Origin of the sequence: Candidatus Ancaeobacter aquaticus (assembly GCA_030765405.1) — a bacterium.
Taxonomy (GTDB): Bacteria; Auribacterota; Ancaeobacteria; order Ancaeobacterales; family Ancaeobacteraceae; genus Ancaeobacter; species Ancaeobacter aquaticus.
The window spans coordinates 36,292-52,907 of sequence record JAVCCP010000081.1 but is presented as its reverse complement, the minus strand read 5'-3'; the positions used below and the strand labels follow the sequence as shown (position 1 = coordinate 52,907).

At 33.6% G+C, this 16,616-nt stretch carries 13 protein-coding genes; all 13 read left to right on the top strand.

The window, feature by feature from the left end; all coding sequences use genetic code 11:
* Positions 1-219: 219 nt before the first annotated feature.
* Positions 220-1,881 carry an ATP-binding protein gene (locus P9M13_11100; protein ID MDP8263831.1) on the top strand — a complete coding sequence of 554 codons (1,662 nt, stop codon included), beginning with the start codon at positions 220-222 and terminating at the stop codon, positions 1,879-1,881.
* Between the two features lie 7 nt (positions 1,882-1,888).
* On the top strand, positions 1,889-2,275 hold the full coding sequence (locus P9M13_11095; GenBank protein MDP8263830.1) for a response regulator: 387 nt from the start codon (positions 1,889-1,891) through the stop codon (positions 2,273-2,275).
* Positions 2,244-3,131 carry a response regulator gene (locus tag P9M13_11090; protein ID MDP8263829.1) on the top strand — a complete coding sequence of 296 codons (888 nt, stop codon included), beginning with the start codon at positions 2,244-2,246 and terminating at the stop codon, positions 3,129-3,131. Before P9M13_11095 ends, P9M13_11090 begins: the two co-directional genes overlap by 32 nt.
* Before the next feature lie 5 nt (positions 3,132-3,136).
* The gene (locus tag P9M13_11085) at positions 3,137-4,801 is read left to right on the top strand and encodes an ATP-binding protein (GenBank protein ID MDP8263828.1); all 1,665 of its coding nucleotides are present in this window, start codon (positions 3,137-3,139) and stop codon (positions 4,799-4,801) included.
* A gap of 28 nt (positions 4,802-4,829) precedes the next feature.
* Positions 4,830-6,371 (top strand): polysaccharide biosynthesis/export family protein, encoded by a 1,542-nt coding sequence (locus P9M13_11080; protein MDP8263827.1) that lies wholly within the window; start codon positions 4,830-4,832, stop codon positions 6,369-6,371.
* 25 nt (positions 6,372-6,396) lie between these two features.
* Positions 6,397-7,854 (top strand): GNVR domain-containing protein, encoded by a 1,458-nt coding sequence (locus tag P9M13_11075; GenBank protein MDP8263826.1) that lies wholly within the window; start codon positions 6,397-6,399, stop codon positions 7,852-7,854.
* Between the two features lie 14 nt (positions 7,855-7,868).
* Positions 7,869-8,603 carry a CpsD/CapB family tyrosine-protein kinase gene (locus P9M13_11070; GenBank protein MDP8263825.1) on the top strand — a complete coding sequence of 245 codons (735 nt, stop codon included), beginning with the start codon at positions 7,869-7,871 and terminating at the stop codon, positions 8,601-8,603.
* A 101-nt stretch (positions 8,604-8,704) separates the two neighbouring features.
* Entirely contained in the window at positions 8,705-10,090 is a 1,386-nt protein-coding gene (locus P9M13_11065; GenBank protein MDP8263824.1) for a hypothetical protein, read from the top strand.
* A 28-nt stretch (positions 10,091-10,118) separates the two neighbouring features.
* Positions 10,119-11,243 (top strand): glycosyltransferase family 1 protein, encoded by a 1,125-nt coding sequence (locus P9M13_11060; GenBank protein ID MDP8263823.1) that lies wholly within the window; start codon positions 10,119-10,121, stop codon positions 11,241-11,243.
* Between the two features lie 127 nt (positions 11,244-11,370).
* Positions 11,371-12,465 (top strand): glycosyltransferase family 4 protein, encoded by a 1,095-nt coding sequence (locus P9M13_11055; GenBank protein ID MDP8263822.1) that lies wholly within the window; start codon positions 11,371-11,373, stop codon positions 12,463-12,465.
* Positions 12,458-13,573 carry a glycosyltransferase gene (locus P9M13_11050; GenBank protein ID MDP8263821.1) on the top strand — a complete coding sequence of 372 codons (1,116 nt, stop codon included), beginning with the start codon at positions 12,458-12,460 and terminating at the stop codon, positions 13,571-13,573. Before P9M13_11055 ends, P9M13_11050 begins: the two co-directional genes overlap by 8 nt.
* Before the next feature lie 55 nt (positions 13,574-13,628).
* Positions 13,629-14,480: a glycosyltransferase gene (locus tag P9M13_11045; protein ID MDP8263820.1), complete on the top strand. Its 852-nt coding sequence runs from the start codon at positions 13,629-13,631 to the stop codon at positions 14,478-14,480.
* A gap of 243 nt (positions 14,481-14,723) precedes the next feature.
* Positions 14,724-16,613 (top strand): asparagine synthase (glutamine-hydrolyzing), encoded by a 1,890-nt coding sequence (asnB, locus tag P9M13_11040; protein MDP8263819.1) that lies wholly within the window; start codon positions 14,724-14,726, stop codon positions 16,611-16,613.
* Positions 16,614-16,616: the final 3 nt, after the last annotated feature.

Here is a 16,616-nt window from a genome sequence, read left to right as displayed (position 1 = left end):
TAGATATAATCGTCTTTTGTAATCCAATTTTTTAAGCGAAATCCTTTCGCGAATATGACCCTTTGTTTAAAAACCTCTAATTAAGCTTAAAATCATACCTTATGCGTATTGTTGCGGAATCGTTGTCTGTTATACATATTGCTTGATTTTCATCACTAATGTTTGTACAATATCAGACTAATAATTTAAACGACACATAAACTAGTTTAACAGGTAAAAATGAAAAATATTGATACGCGTTCTGTTACAAATGAAAATATATTGGTTTTTGACACTACCGATAGAATTTATAAAGACTTAACATCTACACTTCCAAAGACTTTTTCAGTTTTACATGAAGATAACAACAAGAATCTGTTTAATGCTATCAGAAACAATGCCATAACAGTTCTCATTATAAACCTTACTTCTATCGATTATAAAATCAACGATTTATTGCAATGGAAAAAGAATCATGCAACATCTTTTGAGTATATTATCGTTACCAAAAAACCTTCTGAAAAGGAGATAACTCAATATATAACCCAAGGTGCATTTGAATGTATTGAAAACTATACCTCTTGTGAATATATATCTTGTATTGTGCTCAGAGCTTCAGAAAAAAACAGATCATCATCAGAAATCCATAAACTGCATGAGATACTCCATGCGCAATCTCTGGAACTGATAAAAGAAAAAGATCTAAAAGTATCCCTGCTTTATGAAGCAAGTAAAATTACCGGCTCAGTTTTTAATCTTGAAACATTATTTAAAATGATCGTGTTACTAATTACCTACACAATGAAAGTAAAAATATGTTCACTGATGCTTATAAATGATGCTACGGGAGAACTTGAAATAAAAGAAGCCGCTGGCTTGCAGCAGAATATTATTGATTCAACAAGTATTAAAGTTGGAGAAGGTGTTTCCGGATGGGTGTTAGCCGAGGGAAAATCGCTTTTGATTTCCAATATCGCTGATGATGGAAGATTTAAAGAACGAAACAAAGAGAGATATTTAACCTCTTCACTTTTATGTGTTCCCCTCAAGATCAAAGATACGGTGATAGGCGTATTGAATATAAATAATAAGATCAATGAAAAACCCTTCAACGAAGAAGATAGAAAGATATTAGAGCCACTTGCCTTTCAAATAGCCTCCGTTATAGATAATGCGCAGCTTATTGAACACTTAATGCACGCGAAAACCGAAGTCAAAAAAACACATGAGCAACTGATTCGATCAGAAAAATTTGCCGCGATAGGTAAACTGGCAGCAAATTTATCTCATGAAATAAATAATCCTCTCACATCGATTTATGGCAGAGTGCAACAACTTATGCGTAGTGCTACTGATGAAAATACCACAAAAATATTAACTGTTGTAAAAAGTGAAGTAGAAAGGATTTCAAGAATTCTTAATAATTTGCTTAATTTTGCAAAAATTAATAAAACAAAAACTCAGCTGTCTGATATTAATCATGTAATAGATAATTCATTAAATTTATTGACAGCTGACCTAAAAAAGGGAAACATCTCACTGTATAAAAGATATGATACTGATATCCCGAAGATACAAATTGACGGCGATCAGTTTATGCAGGTCGTTATCAATATAATTTTGAATGCGGTGAAAGCAATGTCAAGCGGAGGGGATTTAACTATAACAACTCATCAAAATGATTTTTTGGATATCGAGTTTAAAGATACAGGTGTGGGTGTAGATAAGAAAGATATTGAAAACATTTTTGAGCCATTTTACACAAAATGGGAAGTAGGAAGCGGTACAGGATTAGGACTGGCTGTAAGTAAAAATATTATAGAGAACTTTGGCGGTGAGTTATGCGTTCACAGTAAAATTGGTGTAGGAACGACATTTACAATAAAATTACCCTGTAATTGAGGCTATTATGAATAATGAAAATATAAAAATTCTTGTTGTTGATGACGAAGAAAATATTCGCACACTGTTGTTTGATATGCTTAGTTTAAAGGGATACACCATCAAAACAGCAGAAACTGCTCTGGAGGCTATTGACGAATTTAAAGAACTCAAACCGCATATTGTCCTCCTTGATTTAAAGTTGGGAAAGGCCAATGGGATTGATGTTCTTAAGCAAATGAAGGACATCAATCCAACTGCAATTGTCATTATTATAACTGCATATGGGTCACCGGAAACAGATCTCAACGAAATAAAACTTGGAGCTTATGGGGAAATAGGCAAGCCTTTTGACATTAATATTATTGAACAGGTAATAAATAATGCCATCGAATCACACAAAGAAAGAAACTAATAACACGCTAATAAAGATTCTTGTTATAGATGATGAAGAATCTATTTCAGCGTTGATTGAGGATATCCTTTCATCAGAAGGTTACGATGTAATGACAGCATCTGGTGGGGAAAAAGGCGTGGAGATAGCTTCAAAGGACAAATTTGACCTCATAATGGTTGATGTGATGATGCCCGGCATTAATGGCATTGAGACTATCAAACGAATCCGCAAAAAAGATCATACCGTCAGTATTATTATCCTCTCCGCATACGGGAAAAGAAAAGATGCAGTTATAGAAGCAGAGAACTACGGTGTCTTTGACTATATAACAAAGCCTTTTGATATTGATTACCTCTTATCGCTAATAAAATACGTTCTCCATAGAGCTAAATTCGGCAAATTACCTTATATGGAAACAATGCAAAATTATTATGGGAAAAGTGATGTATCTCAAAAGCAGCTCATACAAAAAAAATGGTATGCCCTTAAAGAACAGGTTGAGCAGAATGCGCAGGAAATAGAATTAGACAAAAAACGGATTGAAAAAGATTATATTTCAAAGATTGCTCGAAAAAGGGAAACTATCGACTATTATATTAAACATATTTTACTTAATAAATATGCCTTAATCGTCATTGGTTGTCTTATGTTGGGTCTTATTGCAGGATATTTTTATAACAAAGCCTCTATGACAGACTCTCAGTATAATGTGTATGTCAATAAGATTAGAGGCCATGCAACATCGTCTGTCAGTCGCGATGATGATAAGGTAACACTTTCTGATTTTTACCATCTTATGAAAAATATTGAAGGCTGGATGAGGAAAGATGTTGAGCAGGAAAGAAAACATTTTAAAAAATTCGGTGAGGGTTAAAAATTATGGATGATACAGCAGATAAGAAATATACACAAGATTACGATGAAACCCCAGTATTAGAATCGACATATGATGACTTAGATAAAGACCTTATTGAGGATTTCGCAAGTAAAGTCCTTAATAATCGAGATATTAAATCAAGCGATGGGACCGCAGAGTCAATACTTTTAGAAATGAATCTTATCAAAAAGGTAGGAAATAAAATACATCCGACCATTGCCGGACTGCTATTATTTGGCAAAAATCCTCAGAAATATTTATGGGCAAGCAGTCTCAAGATGGTCAAATTTTCTGGAACAAATAAAGCAGGGCACATAATTGAACAGAAGGAAATACGAGGGACAATTCCAGAAATTATTAACGCGGCAGAGTTATTTTTTGTCAGAAACATGAAATTATATGGCACAGTTAAAGGGCTAAAAAGAACTGATATTCCAGAATATCCTCTCGATGCTGTTCGTGAAATTATTGTCAATGGACTTATTCACAGAGACTATAGTATGACAGGATCAACGTGCCGGGTATACATGTTTGATGATAGACTTGAATTCTATTCTCCGGGGGGATTAACTTCATCTTTAACAGTTACGAATATTGAAAACATACAATTTTTACGTAATCGAAACCTGATGGAAGCGCTATATTATATGGGTAAATATGTTGAAAAACTCGGCACCGGTGTTACCCGCATAAAAAACTCTCTAAAAGAACTGAATCTTCCAGATCCAAAATTCTTTGATAATGGAACAGATTTCATCGTAATCATGTACGGCCCGCCAAATCGTGCTATGCAAATTGAAAAAAGCGATCGTGCGAGAAAATTAAAAAGACATATAGGTATTGCAAAGAAACCGGAAGATATGGATGATAACTACCTTGTTGATTTAAAAAAAGAAGATAGAGAGATATTTGAAGAAAAGATTAAGCATGAAAAGAAAAAGCAAGTTGCTGAAATTCATAGAAAAAGTTTAACAAAAAAGACTATCGTTATTCTAGTTTTATGCGCGGTAGTTCTATTCTCATTTATGTACTATAAAAAAACATCCAGCTCTGAGTATATATATAATAATGCTTCAAAATACCACTCTCTTCGCGACTACAAAAACGCGTCAATCTACTATCGTAAATTTATTAAAAAATACCCTCAAAACCCTCTTGTTGAAGACGCTTATTATTTTCTTGCAGCGTGTTATGAGATACTCGGTGATAATAAAAGCGCTAAGGAGAAATATAATAAGGTAATATCTATGTTTCCTGACAGTCAGCGAGCAGGTTATTCATATCATTGGCTCGGCAATATTTTAGCAAAAGAAAATAAATATGATGAGGCAATTCAAGAGTTCAGAAAAGCAATGAAAGTTAATCCGGAAAAAGAAATAGTGAACGCTTCTTTAGAAAATATTGCAAATTGTTATAAAAAAACTGATAAATATACTGATGTTATAAAGATCTATGAGGAAATGCTGAGAAATAACAATAATATTTCTGACGGACATGAATTATATGAAATAGCATATGCATATGAACGTCTAGAAGATATGACTAAAGCCAAAGAGTTTTATATGAAAGCTGCCCTAAATAAATCATCTACGTTGGAGTGGATGGAAAAGGCACGCAAGAGATTATTAATCATTGAAGGCGAGAAATATAAAATTGAAAATAAATAATGGGGGAATTATGTCAATAAGGAGTCAGATGCATCGTTTAATTTTATGTGTTTTTATTATATCTTTTTCATTGATCAGTGTTACTGATACATTGATTGCGAGCGCAGATGATGTTATTCGGAGCGGGGATAGTCTTATAATTACAGTCAAGAGGCATTCAGATCTCGATAGAGTGGTGACTGTATCAAAAGATGGAAATGTTACACTACCTCTTGTGGGGGAAGTGAAGGCTGAAGGGGTTACATACAACACCTTCAAAAAGGATCTGTTAACAGCACTTCGTACATATATAAAAAACCCGGAACTTGAGGTTAAAGCCGGGTATGCATCACAAATGACACAAACATCATCAATGGGGTATGATGAAGAGCCAGAGATACTAACAAAAATAATTCCACTCAAGAACTCTAATGCCGAAAGTCTCATAGATGCACTTTCCGGCGCACTTTCTGACAACGGAACACTTGCATCAGATATAGGTTCAAATTCACTTATTATTTCAGATACTGCCGCAAAAATAGTAGAAATCACCAATCTCGTAAATGAGCTGGAGTCATTAGATAAAAGAACACAAGAAGTTTTGATTGAGGCAGAGATCATTGAACTCACTATCACCAATGACAATGATCTCCAATTCGATCTAATGATGCAGCATATAAGCCGTGATGATTTTATGGGTAAATATAATACTCCCGTTTCTCTTCCGATGGCAGTAGCCGCTGGCCAAACTGGAAATATAGGTAGAAATATTACTCAGATTAGTGACATTTTAATGCCGCAGCTTGGAGATGGCGGTAATTTCTTTTTCGGAAAAGTAATATCAAAGCACAAATATTCTTCGTATATTAATGCAATGGTTCGTCAAAATAAGGGAAGAATTGTTGCTAATCCTAAAATTGTTGTAGAAAACAACCAAAGAGCAAATATACAGATCATAACATCCTATCCCTATAGAGAATTATCTGGAAGCGGTCTTGTTCTCGGATCTAACAGTTTTGTGTTTACAACAAAGTTTCTTGATTATGGAATACTTCTGCCGGTAACACCGCATATTAGAGATAACGGAAAAATAAACTTAGAAGTAGCCCCTGAAGTATCTTTCATACAAGGGTTTAACGAAAATGTACCCATCAGAGTTGCCCGTAAAGCTACTACAAAAGTAAATATTATGAACAACAAAACATTAGTAATTGGAGGTTTAATCAATGAGAAGAAGATTAATCGTACCAATAAAATACCCATACTAGGAGATATACCTTTTATTGGTACATTCTTTAGACAAGAATCTGAAGATATAGAAAAAAATGAACTCATAATTTTTATCACTCCTCGGATTTTGGATGATGAAATTAAAAGAACTATTACGCAAGCTTCAATGAAAGAGAGAGAAAAAATACTTAAGTTCAAAATTGATCATAGTCCATACAATTTCAAAGCAGACAGCGGACAATTCATTCTTAAACACGAAGCAGATGTAAACGATAATGAAAAGGTCCCCATGCATAGCAAACAAAAGCAAGAAAAGGCAAAATTATTAGATAAGTCCGAAGTAAATCAAATGTTAAAATAACATAATGTGAATAAGGGAATATACCATGGTTGATTTAAAAGAGATTACATTACGTGATTATTTACTAATACTGTATAAGAGAAAGTGGATTATACTCTTATGTGTTTTTACGGTTACCATTTCCTCTCTTATATTTGCGCCAACACCTCCTCCTGTTTATGAGGCATTTACTACGGTATTGATTGAAAATCCTGCTCAATCAACGCCACTTTTAGAGGGTCTTTCATCTCCCTTGAAAAGCACTCAGCTGGAAACACAGGCTGAATTAATTACCAGTCGTACTGTTGCGGACAATGCGGTGAAATTTCTTAAGCTTAATATGATGTCAGCTGTTAAAGAAAGAGGCGGGGAAGCAGAGTGGCTTAATTCTGGGAATGTTGTTGATCATATCAGAAAAAGTATTTCAGTAAGCAGGGTAGGTAACACGAATTTGCTCGTTATAAAAGTACGTGCAGGCACTCCAATAAAAGCAAGAGATATTGCCAATTCTGTCGCGAAAGCTTTTGTATCACAAAGTATGAAAGCAAGCAGTCAAGAAACACAAACTGCAAGACAATTTATAGAGAGACAAGTAGATTCATACGCAAAGAAATTACAAGAATCTGAAGATAAACTAACATCATTTAAAACAAAAGAACAATATACAACTATTGAGAAAGAGATTCAACGGCTTTCAATTATTGAAAATACTTATATTGATACAAAATCAGAACGAGAAATTACGGAGTCAAAATTACAAGCATTAAAACAACAGCTTTCAGATTTAAATATAACAGCTGTTCCTTCTTTAGCAAATGTTCAATCAACTATAATGGAAGGATTACGTGAAAAACTTATATCTTTAGAGTTGCAAAGATCGTTATTGTTGAGAGATTATACGGACAAGCATCCTGCACTTATAGAATTAAAAAAAGAAATCGATGCAACAGTAAAAGATTTACGTGCAGAATTTTCAATAGTATCCAAAGAGGGTTTGCCCAGTCTTGATCCCTGGGCAAATTATCAAAACTTGCTTAATGAACATATTAATCTTGAAATTGTTATTAAGGCATTAAAAGTCAGAGAAGACGCGCTAAAGAAGCAAATGGAAGATTTCACTGAACAGCTCAACGATCTTGCCAGTAAAAAGGCAGAATATTTAAAATTAACCCGCCAGCTAAAGATCAGTGAGGAAACATATCTCACACTACTCGAGAAATTAGAAGAAATAAAAATAGCTGAATCCATGGAAAGTGGTAACGTTAGAATTATTGATCTTGCCATACTTCCTAAACATGCAATTGAAGTCTCCGAAGCTCAAAAAGGTATTTTAGGTGCATTATTAGGTTTATTTATTGGTATTGGCATGGCATTCTTATTAGAACATTTAGACACTTCGCTGAAAAGTATTAGTGAAGTTGAAAGATATTTAAATGTGCAAGTCTTAGGTGTTATACCTAAAATACCTGCACGCGAATCATATTCTCCATCAAAACAAGAATAGATAGGTGCTAATTTATGAAAGAAGAAATTAATGAACATTTAAAACAGCAACAGATTCAAATATCATCGAAGATTATTGCTCACAGTGATCCACGATCTCCAATCACAGAAGCCTATAGGACTTTACGCACAAATTTAAATTATATTAACAAAGATAAGAACTTAAAGACCATTCTTGTCACAAGCTGTCGTCCAGAAGAAGGAAAAACCTTAACTGCGGTAAATCTTGCGATTACATTGGCAGAAATTGGGAATAATGTCCTTTTAGTGGATACAGATATGAGAAGACCCGCTGTACACAGTATGCTGAATATCAATAAAGATCCTGGATTATCGGATGTTTTGCGCGGTAATTACAGTTGGGATAAAGCATTAGTGAGAACCGGCATTGATAACCTTACTGTTTTACCTGCTGGACATATCCCAAAAAATCCGTCTGAATTGATTGGGACTGAAAAAATGAAAGACCTGCTTAAAGAACAATCTAATTTCTTTGATATTATATTTTTAGATTCAGCATCAGTTCTAACTGTAACAGATGCTTCTATATTATCTACGATGGTAGACGGAATTCTGTTGGTAATATTAGCTGATAAAACACCCCGTGATGCTGCCATGAGAACGTTAAGTCTGCTAAGAAAAATCGATGCATACGTTGTCGGTATTGTCTTTAATGCTGTTGATGTTACGAGAGAAGGGTATTATTATTACTATTATAGCTCAGATAAAAAAGGAGCTATGAAAAAATAACTCTATAATAGATTAATTTATGTTTATATATTATTCAATCACACAGGGACGGAATTAGCTGTCCCTATTTTTATTTTAGAGGTAAGAACGGACTTTAATTTATGGCCAAATCACCTAACATACTTAAACCAATTATTTTCATTGTATTAGTAGCTTTTTTATTTTACTTCGGACGCATAATAAATATTTATTCACCTACAGTAATTTTTGGAGCACTTGGACTTTTTATTCTATTTTTTCTTACCCTCTATGATGTGCGCTGGGGTATGTTTGTTCTCATATTCCTTGTAATTTTTTCGCCTGAACTACTACTCTCTAAGGAGGATATTGCCGGACGAGCAATGACATTTCGTTTAGATGACCTTATTATCATCACTATTATCTTTGGTTGGCTTGCAAAAATGGCATTTTTATCTGAAGAAGTAACATGGAAAAGAAGTCCAGTAAACATGATAATGCTGTTATTTCTACTCATAAATATATTATCATCGATTAATGGTGTTGCCCACGGAACTGTATCAGTAACAACTACTTTATTATTTACACTTAAAAAAATTGAATATGCGTTTATCTTTTTTCTCGTATTAAATAATATTGAGAAAATCAAAGACGTAAAATTCTTTTTTATGCTGTCATTATTAGTATGTGGACTTACTTGTTTATGGGGCTTTGGAATGATTTTTGTAGGTCAAATGCCAGAGCGTTTTCATGGCCCTTTTGATTTAGGTGAGGCAAATACAATCGCATCATATTTTGTAATGAATTTGTGCCTAACATTATCAATGATAGTGCATTACAAATTTAAGGTTAGGAGTATTCCTTTCTATTTACTTGCAGTTATGATCATAGTCCCATTTTTTCTCACATTTTCGAGGGGTGGATATATAGCTCTGGCTGCAGGGGTTTTGACATTAACATTATTTAAAGGGTATAGGATATTATTGATTCCTCTTGCAAGCTTCGCCATATTTTTTAAGGTGCTTTTACCACAAAAGATCCTTGATAGAATCTTTTCTATTAACACTCTTTTGACACAAGAAACGGTAGGCATGACATCATGGGATGATAGGCTTGGAATGTGGGAAAAAGCAATACGTAAATGGAAAATGCACCCTATTTTAGGCAATGGGCCAGGCTCATTTGACCTTGGAGGTGTAGATAACCAATATTTTATGGAACTAACATCCATTGGAATAGTTGGCTTTGTAATATTTATCCTCCTTTTATTTGTAGCACTTTACACAATCATAAAAGTAATTCGAAATACGGATGATAATTTTATCAAGCATCTATCTATTGGTCTATTTGCCGGAACCGTAGCATATATGGTGAATGGAATAACATTATCGGTATTTATTCTTATTCGAACTATGGAGCCATTTTGGTTTCACATGGGACTTATATGCTTTGTATATAGAAAAATGAAAGCGGATGAAGATGAGCCAAATAAGCAACCAGAATTCGTAAGATTATTACCTAATCAGTAGCTTATTCAATAAAATAAAGGGTATATGCATGAAAATAGGGATCGATGCAAGAAGACTTAATCCCGGTAGAGGTATGGATCGGCATACTGAAGAGATAATTAAACACCTTTCGAAAATAGACAAAGTTAATCAATATAGACTTTTTACAAATAATGATGTCTCGCAATACGAATTAGGAAGCAATTTTATCCGAGAGAAATTGCACAAGAGATTTCATTTTATTAGAAAGAGCCATATGGAATGGTATGGAAAATTATTCTTCAAAGACTTAGATATTTTTCATTTTCCAACCGCTGATATTTGGAATTCATCGTATTGTAAAACACTGGTAACTTTACATGATATTACACCATACAAATATCCAGAAAAGTTTTTTTCTAGTGATGAGGAGTATTTTACGTACCAAAAACATATTGAACTTATCAAAAGAAATGCAAGTTGCATTATAACAGTATCAAACTATTCCAAGAACGATATAATAGATACGTTGGGTATTAAAAAAAATAGAATTAGAGTGGCATACAGTGGGGTCGATAATAATATTTTTTACAAAAGTGAGATATCAGTAGAAGATCAATCTCTTATTTTTGATAAGTATAATATCCGAACTCCATATATCCTAAATGTCGGAGGAATAGATTTTAGAAAGAACTTAAAAAATATGATAGCAGCATTTATTTTACTTAAAAAGAATTATAAGATTCCTCACAAATTGATAATTGTGGGAAGTGTTGGAAAATACAACCATGAATATAAGCTAGAGCTTATAAAAATAATTCAAGCCGAAAACATAGAATCAGATATAATATTTACCGGTTATGTGGACGATAATGATTTAAGAACATTATATAATTATGCAGAGTTATTTGTTTTTCCATCACTGTATGAAGGTTTTGGGATGCCTCCCGTGGAATCAATGGCATGTGGATGTCCCGTTATAACCTCGAACAATACTTCACTCAAAGAAATATGCAGTGATTCAGCAGTATTAATTGATCCGTTGGATGTAAATCACATCGCGGATGGGATGCATTCTCTCATGAATGATAAAAAGCTTCGCTCACATTTAATTAAAAATGGTTACGCTACGGCTATTAAATATTCGTGGGATAATTCTGTGCAGAAATTATTAAATATATATAACCAATGCTAATCAAGTGTATTTAACATTGTAATTGCTTATTCAATACTATAAATAATTGACCGCATTAATATTGCATGATTAAGCTATAATTTGAAAGTGTATATTCTAACGTACGAAACAGTATTGATAATTATAAATGAAAATTCTTATTCTTACTTTATATCCAGAGCCTCAACCTAGTACTCGTTTCAGAGTATGGCAGTATTTACGTTATATTAAAAACGCAGGCATTTCCTATACCGTATCGCCTGCTGTTCCAAAAAATCTATTTAGTTATTTGTATTTATCAAAACGTAGGTCTTTGAATAGACTATATACTATTATTGAAGCAATTAATCGGTTAAAAGATATAGTTAGTTCTTATAAATACGATGCAGTATTTATTCAAAAAGCTATATGTAGCTCTTCATTGCGTGGTTTAGATAGCTTACTGTTTTATTTCAATAAGAATGTTATCTATGACTATGATGATGCTGTACACATAATGCCACCATCTGGTTTCTTTAAATTCTTCTCCATTCTTCAGGATAAAGACCAGATCAAAAATATTATCAGACGATCTAAAGCCGTTATTGCGGGAAATCACTATTTAGAAAGATATGCTAAGACCTTAAATAGCAATGTATTTTATATTCCAACATCAGTAGATACGGAAAGATGTAAATCTCCTATCAAACCTGCTTGCCCATTGAGTAAGACATTTACAATAGGGTGGTCTGGAACGCGAAGTACTAACCAGTACTTAAACATACTTTCTGAGCCTTTAAATAGGCTTGCATTAAATGGCTATAGATTTCAATTAAAAATTGTAAGTACCGATTTAGACTATGTTGATTTGAATTTGTTTAAAGGTTATCCCGTGGAATTTGAAAAGTGGAGTTATGATAATGAACATATTTTACTTTCATCATTTGATATAGGCGTCATGCCGCTTAAACAGGATAGATGGACAGAAGGAAAGTGTGGCTTAAAATTACTATTGTATATGGCTTATGGAATTCCTGTAATTGGTTCGCCTGTTGGTATTAACTCTGATATTCTAGAAGATGGGATTAATGGTTATCTTGCGAATACTAACGAAGAATGGACTTTAAAGCTTACAGCACTATTATCTGATGTATCAATAAGAAAACAATTTATAGAAAATGGTTCACAGACAGTGAATAACAAATATTCAGTGAATGTTAACGCCACAAAACTAACATCAATATTAAGATCATTACATGAGTAAAAAGATCAACATACTCTATATACTGCCTGCTCTTCGCCTCGGAGGCACGGAAAAGCAACTCTTTCTATTGCTAAAATACTTAGACAAAACAAAATTTAACCCCGTTGTATGCTGCATTAAAGAGGAGGGATGCCTATCTCAATGGATTAAAGATCTAGATATCCCAATAATCAACTTAAGAATCCATTCTATTTATAATCCTATTGCATTGTATTCCCTAACAAAAATAATCAAAAAATATGATATTCATATCATCCATACATTTTTATTTGGATTTGACCTTTATGCAAATATCGCAGCACGAATTGGGAAGGTAAAAACTATCATTTCTTCACGCAGGCAAATCCCCGTATGGAAAAAACTGCATCATAAGATCATTCAAATCATAGCAAATAGATTTTCTGATGTAATCGTAGCAAATTCTATCGCGGTAAGAAACTACACTTTAGAAAACGAGCATGCATCTACAAAAAAAGTTCATGTTATATATAATGGTCTCGAAACAAACAATAAAGCAACACCTGGTGCCCCCCATAAACTTAAAAACACCTACGGAATACAAAGTGATAAAATAATCATTGGTATGATAGCTAATTTTGGCTATTTTAAGGGCCAGCAAACATTTATCGACATCGCAAAAACTATATTGTCAAAAAGAGATGATATTCATTTTTTATTAGCTGGAGACGGTCCATTAAAAGCTAAATGTATGCAGCAAGTACAACTATTACATATAACAGAAAACGTGACATTTATAGACACCACTAATAATGTTGCCAAGTTATTAGCAATTATTAATATATTTGCATTTACATCTCATACTGAAGGATTTCCAAACGCGATTCTGGAAGCTATGGCAGCAGGTATTCCTGTGATTGCCTTTAGAGTTGGTGGTATTCCTGAAATAATTGATCATAAATCAAATGGGTTCCTCATCGATGATAATGATGAGGAAAGTTTTTTAGATACGCTGAACTATTTAATAGAGAATAAAAAAGTATGTGAGGACATTGGTTCAGAAGCACGCAAAAAAATTGTTAATACCTATAGCGTAGAGTCTATGGTAAATAATTATACTAAATTATATTTAGAAAAATACTCGGAATAATTGCATTGCGCTTTATATCGATGTTATACTGAAATGCACATTAAAGGTTATTTTTATGACGACGACTAACACCCCTAAAATATCTATCATCATACCGACAATTGACGGCGATAGAGATGGAATGTTGCCTAATCTATTAGAACAAATAAAAGAACAAACTTATAAGAATTGTGAAGTAATTCTAAAGGTAGGGGATAATAGGCAGGGAAGAGCCATAAATAATGGGGCAAAAGAGGCAACGGGTAAGTATATCGTTATCATGGACGATGACATTATCCTGGGGGATAGTGACGTACTTGAAAAACTAGTGCATGTGGCAGAAGAAGATAAAGCAATTGGTATGGCTGGAGCTTCACTTGCTGTTTGGGATAAAGCAAATTGGATACAAAAACGTGTAATGCTTGAAATACCCAGATATACATCACCGATAGTAGAGACCGTGACAGAAAGTGATTTTGTTTGTCATGGTTGCTGTATTTTGCCTAAAGAAGTTTTTTTTGAGGTAGGTGCTGAAAGAGAAGAAATTATAAGAGGCTTAGATCCAGATTTACGAGTACGATTAAGAAATGCCGGCTATAAAATTGTTTTAGTCCCAAATACGCACTTTTACCATTTGCCACCAAAAACGTTTGGGAAAATAATAAGAAAATTTTTTCGTAACGGCATGGGCTCAAGTTATATCCAACTTTTTTATCCTCAATATCTATATGAAACGGATTCAGGAAGGGGAGATTTCATTGTTAAAAGAAAATTTCTGTACAGAATTCTACGATACCCTTTAAGAGTGCTTGACCATTTACTGCATTTTAGATTTGTTGCATTTTGCACAAGCCTGTCATATTTATTCGGATTTATTTATGGATATATAACCTACGGTATTAAAGGCAACCCCGATACAACACGTTAATCTTATTTATCTCTGTTATTCCTTGATTTTTCACAAAAAATGATGTAAAATGTATTCTATGAAATTCAAGAATATGAACAATACACAAGGTTAGAAGTCGTAGATGCGTACAGCGGGATGAGATCTCTCATAACGCTTTTAGCTGTTGGAACAGCATTTGCGTATCTTTATCAAAAAAATATCCAGAATACAAAGACACTCAGAATTTTATAAATAAAATAGAGGCCCGTGGAGTAAATTAACATGTGCGGAATATGTGGTATTGCCCTTCATTCACAGCAACAAACTTTTCCTTCAGAAACACTCCATAAAATGAATGAATCAATATATCATCGTGGACCTGATAGCGATGGAGTATTTATTCACAATTCTATTGGCATAGCAATGCGGCGTCTTTCTATTATTGATGTTGATGGGGGTAAACAGCCTATCTTTAATGAAGATAAAACTATAGCCGTAGTATTTAATGGCGAGATATATAATTTTCTTGAATTGCGTAATGATTTAGAAAGAAAAGGGCATATATTTCTAACAAAAACCGATTCGGAGACCATTGTCCACCTGTATGAAGAATACGGGATGGATTTTCCACAATATTTACGCGGTATGTTTGCAATTGCTTTGCACGATACAAAATCAAAGAAACTCATACTTATAAGAGATCGTATCGGGATAAAACCACTTTATTATTCTTATAGTGACAGTTATCTTGTTTTCGGTTCTGAAATGAAGTGCATACTAAACTCTGGATTAGTTAATAAAAAAATCAATCCTTGTGCGCTAGACGACTATTTCTCGTTTAATTACACAGCATCCCCGCAAACAATATTTTCAAGCATAAAATCACTTATGCCGGGACATATGCTTATATCTCAGAACAGACGTGTCGATATCACCTGCTATTGGGATTTACTCTCATGCTACAAAAACAATAAGATACAAACACAAACAAATACTGATGAACTATATATAACTGATAAGGTATACTCATTACTAAAAGATGCTGTTCGTGAAGAGCTTATAAGCGATGTCCCTCTTGGGGCATTTCTAAGTGGAGGGATTGATTCAAGCACTGTTGTTGCTATAATGAGCGAACTTATAGGCGACAATGTAAAAACATTCTCAATTGGTTTTGATAATGCTGCCTATAATGAGCTTTCATATGCCAGAGAAATTGCCACGTTATATAAAACAGATCACCACGAATTCAAAGTCAAACCAGATATGATAGATTTACTTCCTAAGCTTGTTGAATATCTTGACGAACCTTTTGCAGATTCTTCAATTGTGCCAACCTATATAGTGTCACAATTAACAAGGCAACATGTTACGGTAGCATTATCAGGAGACGGTGGAGATGAGTTTTTTGGAGGCTATTCCTGGACAAAAGCTAATTTACTTTTAAACAGGTATAGAATGTTGCCTTTATTCATACGCAGAGGACTCAGTGCATCTATTAAGAGCATCCCCATAAATACGGTTTTCATGGATAAGCTTGTGCGGATGGCATTATCTGGGGCTGATGATCTTGGTAGCGGATTTCTAAGGCGTATTACTTGTTTTGATAATGCTTTAAAAAGCAATCTGTACAATAAAGAATTTTGCAAGGATCTTTCGGGCTACTCTTCATATGATACTGTTTTGAATAAATTTAATGAGGCTAAGGACCTTGATCCATTGAGCGCTATGTTGTATGTGGACGCATCTTTATACCTGCCGGATGATACGCTAAAAAAAGTTGATAGGATGAGTATGGCAAATTCACTTGAAGTAAGAGTTCCGTTCCTAGATCATAGGGTTATGGAGTATGCTACATCTATTCAATCTCACTATAAAATCAATGGATTAACAACAAAGTACATAATAAAAAAAGCGTTTTCAGATAAGCTTCCAAAAAGAATAACAAAACAAAGGAAAAGTGGTTTTTCTATTCCGATACATGACTGGTTTAGAAATGAGCTAAAGGTTTATGCTAAAGAGATCTTATTAGATAAAAATGCCCGTTTGAGTGAATATCTTAATCACGATTTTATAAATACATTACTAGAGTCGCATCAAAACGGAAAAAGAAATCTAGGTCATCATATTTTTTCTCTCTTGATGTTGGAATTATGGCTTCAAAAATACCAATAAAAT